The organism is Capnocytophaga sp. oral taxon 329 str. F0087, from assembly GCF_000213295.2.
Classification (GTDB): Bacteria; Bacteroidota; Bacteroidia; order Flavobacteriales; family Flavobacteriaceae; genus Capnocytophaga; species Capnocytophaga leadbetteri_A.
The window spans coordinates 3,444-7,414 of sequence record NZ_KN390034.1 but is presented as its reverse complement, the minus strand read 5'-3'; the positions used below and the strand labels follow the sequence as shown (position 1 = coordinate 7,414).

Annotated in this window: 3 protein-coding genes and 1 pseudogene; all 4 read right to left on the bottom strand. The window is 33.5% G+C overall.

Annotated features, from left to right (window positions below):
• Positions 1–800, bottom strand: a pseudogene (locus HMPREF9074_RS09565) (type VI secretion system contractile sheath protein TssC); the annotation flags it as partial.
• A 27-nt stretch (positions 801–827) separates the two neighbouring features.
• Entirely contained in the window at positions 828–1,268 is a 441-nt protein-coding gene (locus tag HMPREF9074_RS09560; RefSeq protein WP_009389042.1) for a hypothetical protein, read from the bottom strand.
• A gap of 275 nt (positions 1,269–1,543) precedes the next feature.
• Complete coding sequence (locus HMPREF9074_RS09555) at positions 1,544–3,367, bottom strand: type VI secretion system baseplate subunit TssF (protein WP_009389035.1); 1,824 nt, start codon at positions 3,365–3,367, stop codon at positions 1,544–1,546.
• 19 nt (positions 3,368–3,386) lie between these two features.
• On the bottom strand, positions 3,387–3,815 hold the full coding sequence (locus HMPREF9074_RS09550) for a GPW/gp25 family protein (RefSeq protein WP_009389030.1): 429 nt from the start codon (positions 3,813–3,815) through the stop codon (positions 3,387–3,389).
• Positions 3,816–3,971 lie beyond the last annotated feature (156 nt).

The following is a 3,971-nucleotide window of genomic DNA, read 5'->3' as shown; positions in this document are numbered from 1 at the left end:
CCTATTTCATTAAAGCGACCTCTACCTACTAACCAGTTGCAGGTCATCAGTACGTTAGCACGATATACATCACCACCCGTAAGGTGCGCTTCATCAAACATCTCCATTACATCATCTGGCTCATCTAAGTGCTCAAAGTCTGTAACGAGCATCACTTTGTTTTCGTGTGCGATTTTAGCCCATTTTTCAACTACTTTGTTAGAACCTAAGTAACCAGGAATTACTAACAATCCATAGTTGTTTTTAAGGTCTAAGCGGTCGTAGTTATCTGAAAGTTCGGCGTGTATAGTATCAATAAAGCGTGTATTATCAAGGTCTTTAAGTTGTTCTAAAGAAGCATTGATAATTGTGATATTCTTAATCTTATCTTCTTCTGTATTCTTGTAGAACAAAGCAATAGTGCGATAGTTGGCTTCCAATTCACGAGTAGCTTCTACAGCATTGTACAAGTTCTTAGAAAGAAGCTCTTCAGCAGATTTTTGTTGGTCTTCACAATGAGAGACCATTTCCACTAACGAATCACTTTGTTTTAATACATTAGCCCAAAGTTCTAAAGTCTTCTTTAAAGTATCTCTTTCCTTTTGCTTATTGCTTTCAGTAAGAAATATTTTTCGGCGTGCTTTTCTTTCAGGATTAACGTTTTGTACGTTCTCTATGGATGCTTCTAATAAGTCAAAACCTCCATAGCGTACCAATTTGTCCAATGATTTCTCCAGAGAAACTAGAGACTTCTTAATAGACTGTACTGAGTTGTCTTGCTCTTGTGAGCTAACATTTGCTGGTTTTATTTCATTTGCCATTGTTCAAATACTTTTTGTTAGAAATGATTAATTCAGCTCAGCAATAAGAGCTTCCAAGGTATCTTGCAATGCTTTTTTAGCGTCTGGGTCTTCTAAGGCAGCTTTAAGAAGTTTGTTTGTCTTTAGCTGTTTGATGATCTTTTGGTATTGATCTTTCTCTGTTGCCAAACCAGTAAGGAAAGCACTCTGTGCTGTAATTCCTTTTGTACCGAAATCGCCTAATCCTTTAAAGGCTAATTCTTCCACTTTAGTAGCTCCTTCACCATCTTCAAAATTTACTTTTAAAGTAGGTTTGAAATGCTCAAATACTTTGTCTATAGTATTGAGACCCTCAACCAACTCAGGTTTCACAGGATCTTCTGCACTGAGTTTTTGAGCTACCAAGGTACGATTAGGAGCTATCTCTAAGATAGCTTCACTTGCGTCTATAGGCACTTCATTGCCTCCTATTCCTTTATTTGTTAGCATAGTGCTTTTGTATTAGGATGTTAAACTTATTAAGTACGTTGAAAAGCAATATTTTGTAACTTTTCTGCACAAATATAAAACTTTTAAATGAGACCACCAAACTTTTTTCAAAGAATTTTTCAAATTATTTTCATTTAAAATTTTATTAGACTGATAATCAAGTAAATAAAATAAATATTTTTTTTGAAATGTTTTTTGCTTTATCTCCTGAAAGTTGATTTTATCCCTTGAGTTTTCTATTTCTACTTTGTCAAAAATTGCTGTATTTCTGTTAGTTACCTCTCAAAAATTCGATAAGGATAGATATTTGCAGAGGCTTTTTCTAACTTAATCAAAAAGCTATCTTTTAGGTATTCCCATTCTGTTTCATTTACTTCTACCTCTTTGTTTTTAATGAGGAAAATATCAATAGTCCTTTTAAATCCTCCTTTGAGAGAAACTTCTTTTTTAGTTCCTTTATGTACCTCTAATCCTTTGATAGTGTGTTTGAAATGGCTCTTTGCGAAGGCTTTTACATCGGCAATAGTTACAATTCTGCCACGTGAGAGCAGAGCACTGCGATATTCTAAAATCTTATCGGCTGTGGTAAGCCCTCGTCTGCCTCCCAAAGAGGGTCTTACAGTGATAGCTTTATTGATAGCTGTTTTGTTTTCACTATCACAAACTAATGAAATACCTGTTTTAATATCATTTCCTTCTTCTCCTGCTGTATGCCAATAGGAAATGGTAAAGTTAATATCCATTTCCTTATTGTTAGAAGAGAATATCAAAAATGGGCTTGTATTTAATGATAAATTCTTCTCTTTTATATTTTGGTAAATAGAAGCTAAATTTTGTCCTATCTGTTTGAGTTCCTCTTCAATGGCAAAATCATTTCCTATTGCTGAAAATGAAGCTGTTTCATCTCGAATGAGTCCTAAGAGATGTTGCAGGTGTTCTAAAGCATTCCTTTCATCAAATCGAGCAACACCTCCTCTTCTTAGTACTATTGAGATATTATCATCTGATAAATAATTCTTTACATCATATCTTTTCTTATAATTATCTGATATATAATCTATATCCAAGAATGAATCTTCTCCAAGTATAGGGTAGATTGTAAGTTGTCCTTTGATACGGGTACTATCTTCTGTATGACGTACATTCACAGCAGGAACACAGTTCAGAGCAATACGTACATTCTCTAAAACTTTAGGCGTAACAACTTCATAGAATTTGAATTGCAACCAAATAATATCTTTTTCATTGGTAATTCGTCCATTAAGAAAGTAAGATGCTAAGAAGGAATTTGAATTTGTGCTATCTTCCTTTTCAGGATAGATACTCCCTTTTAAAGTAAAGAAATTTCCTTGGTAAAATTGATTAATTTCATTGTAAATAGCATCTATACCTGTATAGTTCTTAGCAATTATATTTTCATATTCAACATTATTAGTAGGCACATTGTATCCTTCTACTAATTCATATTCCTTCCCTCCTGAAAAAACTTTTATTTGTTGTAGGTAATAAGTAAAAAATTCTTTTTGTTCTTTGTCGTTTATGTCTATATAGAAACACAAATCTTCTAACTTTTCTACTTCAGGAGCGTGCAATCCCACCCAAAACTCCCCTAACGGAAGTTGCCTTTCTAACTGAATTATTTCTTCCTGATAAAAGAAACTTTCTTGCTGTAGTACCTTATTACCATATATTAAGTATCTTACTTGAGCTGTAGTAAGTTTCATTTCTAAGGTAGGACTAAAATAAATATCTTTTGTTTTTACCTCAGTTGGGTCATATAAATTTTGAGTTTTCTTAGCTGCTTTGAAATGGTTATAGCGAGAAAGTTGTACGTTATTCTCTACAGGAGTGAGCTGTAAAAGAGTTTGAGCAGGAACTACTCCTATTATTTGATCAGGAAAGATGATTTCAAGAATTCTATCTGTAATTCTTGTACGTGATTTTTCTTGCTCAAAACGTAACTTTTCAAGTTCAGAAGCGCAAGCCGAAAGGAGGAGTTCCAAGATAGGGTCAAAAGCGTTCTCAGATTCCAATTCACTATACCCCCACATCCGTGAAGCTCTCTTAATCATTCTATTTTTTATCTGTTCCTGTTTCATTGTTATATTTTATTGTTTATTAGTAAGATAAAGGACTTACAAAAAAGAAAAAATCATATACAAAAGGACGATTAGTTTCTAAAACAATAGCTCTTACGGAAACTAATATCTTTTTCTTCATTCGTTTTTTATGAGTATTCCCTAAGTCTTGCTCCGAGATGGTTACTTCAACATCTTGTAAGAAAATTCTTTTTTCGTGTTGTAAAATGCTATTTTTTAAACTTTTAGCAACAAAAACTTTTAGTTCATTATCACTTTTGAGAAGGTCAAAATCCGAGTCCCATAATTCACAGCCATACGTTTCATCAAATTTGCATTCCCCAAAACTAGTAGTCATTAGGGTGAAAATAGATTGGGAGATAGAGTCTTCCAAAGCTATTTTAGCAAGGTCTTGCTTTTTCATCAAGCCTTCAAAATCAATAGGGAGTTTGTAATATATTCCTTTCATAAAATTTGTCGTGAGTGTTTGATTATTCTACTTCGTCTTGCTCGTTATGTCCTTTATGGGTAACAGATATTTTACCTCCCACAGCACATTGGCAGGTACTTTTTTCGGTGAGGATTTTTAAATCGTTGATAGTATCTTTCTCAGCTGTTTGCTCCC